Here is a 2,203-nt window from a genome sequence, read left to right on the forward strand (position 1 = left end):
CCGTCAGCCGCGCCGCCGACGCCCCCGAGGCCACCGACTCCGCCGGCCCCGCCGGTCCCGCCCTGGCCGCCGGCTCCGCCGAACTGGCCTACCCCCGGAGCACCGGTTTCCCCACCGATGCCGCCGACGCCGCCGACCCCGCCTTGCCCGGCGGCGCCGCCGGATCCGCCTAGTCCGCCGTCGCCCGATCCCAGGGCCTTTCCACCTGCCCCGCCGGCACCGCCGGTCCCGCCGACACCACCGGTCCCGCCGATTTGGCCGGGGTCGCCATCTTGGAAGAAGTAGTGCGACTCGCCGTTGCCGCCCGCGCCACCGGCCCCGCCGTTACCGCCGGTGCCACCGGCACCGCCGGTGCCGCCGTTCCCCGAGGTCACGCCACCCATTCCTCCGGCACCGCCGGCGCCGCCACTGGCGCCGGCTCCTCCGGTACCTCCGGCAATGCCTGTCCCGCCTTGGGTGCCGGTTGCGCCGTTCGAGCCGGCTCCGCCTGCTCCGCCGTTACCGCCGTTGCCGACTGATCCGCCGTTGCCGCCGGCACCGCCCTGACCGCCTTGCCCGCCTTGAGCTCCCGTCGGGCCAGTGCCGCCCTGGCCGCCGTTGCCGCCGTTGCCGCCGCTGGTCACGGCGGCACCCATGCCGCCGTCGTCACCCTTGCTGCCGCCGGTGCCGCCGGTGCCCGCATCTCCGCCGGATCCGCCCTTGCCCACGGCTCCGGGGTTGCCGCCATCACCGCCGCGCCCACCGTCGGGGACGCCGTTGCCGCCGTTCCCGCCGTCACCGGGTGTGCCGGCCGCGCCGCCGGTGCCCCCGGCGCCGCCGGTGCCGTTGACTCCCACCGAACCGGAACCGCCCTGGGCGACGCCGCCGGCGGCGCCGCCGGCGCCACCGGTTCCGCCGGTGCCGCCGGTGCCGCCGTTACCGCCACTGCCGCCGTCGGCGCCCAGGGCGGACGCATTTGCCCCGTCGATCCCGGCCCCACCTGTCCCGCCGGTACCGCCCACACCACCGGTACCTCCGGTTCCACCGTGGCCGGAGACCGAACCGCCTAAGCCGCCGGCTCCGCCGACGCCGCCGGCCCAGCCTGTCCCGCCGTCACCACCGGACGCGCCCGCAGTCGCGCCGTCCTGGCCGGCTACGCCGTTCGCGCCGTTGCCGCCGGTGCCGCCGGTCCCGCCATTGCCGACCGCCCCGCCGTTACCGCCGGCCCCACCTGCACCGCCGACCTGGCCGGGGGCGCCCTGGGCACCGTCGCCGCCCTGTCCGCCGTTGCCGCCGGTGGTGGCGGTGGCGCCGGTAGCGCCGGTGTGGCCAGTGCCGCCGCCGCTGCCGCCGGTACCTGTCGCCCCGCCGACACCGCCGTCACCGCCCGCGCCCGGGTCACCGCCGTCACCCCCGCGCCCGCCGTCGGGCAGACCAGTCCCGCCTTTGCCGCCGTCACCGGCGCTGCCCGAGGTTCCGCCGGTGCCCCCGTCGCCGCCGACGCCGTTCAGGCCCGCCGCGCCGGAGCCGCCCGCGGCTACCCCGCCCGCGTTACCGCCGGCGCCGCCGGTGCCACCAGTGCCACCTTTGCCGCCGTCACCACCCTGCTGACCCTGCCCACCGGCGTTGGTCGCGTCCGCACCGTTGGCACCGGCGCCGCCGGTTCCGCCGGTTCCGCCTTTGCCACCGGCACCGCCGTCACCGCCGTCGCCGGAGATCGAACCGCCCAAGCCGCCGGCTCCGCCGACGCCGCCGGTACCGCCGATCCCACCCTGGAAGCCGGCGTCGCCGTCGGCGACCGCATCGTCGCCGGTCTTGCCCACGGCTCCATCGCCGCCGGCACCACCGTTGCCGCCGTTGCCCCGGTTACCGCCCGCACCCCCGGCTCCTCCGTCACCGCCGCTGACCCCGGCGGCCGCGGCATGTGCCCCGGCACCGCCGTTCCCGCCATTACCCATCACGCCGGTCGGTGTGTTCCCGTCGGCACCATCGGTCCCAGCGGTCAGACCGCTCCCGCCCAGTCCGCCTCTACCGCCGAAGCCGGTATCGCCGCCCTTCCCGCCGGCCCCGCCGTGACCGGTCAGTGAGCCGCCGGCCGCACCGGCGCCGCCATCACCCGGGGTGGCGCCGTTGCCGCCGCTGCCGGCGTTACCACCGGCACCCGCAGCGGCAACCGTGCCATCAGCGGCCACACCTCCAGCCCCGCCATTACCCCCGTTACCGC

General features: G+C 78.3%; 1 protein-coding gene. It reads right to left on the reverse strand.

The features are described from left to right. On the reverse strand, window positions 1-2,171 hold a 2,171-nt coding region (locus AO501_RS37200; RefSeq protein WP_055578260.1), incomplete at its 3' end, for a hypothetical protein. Window positions 2,172-2,203 lie beyond the last annotated feature (32 nt).

It is taken from the genome of Mycobacterium gordonae, assembly GCF_001417955.2.
GTDB classification, from domain to species: domain Bacteria; phylum Actinomycetota; class Actinomycetes; order Mycobacteriales; family Mycobacteriaceae; genus Mycobacterium; species Mycobacterium gordonae_B.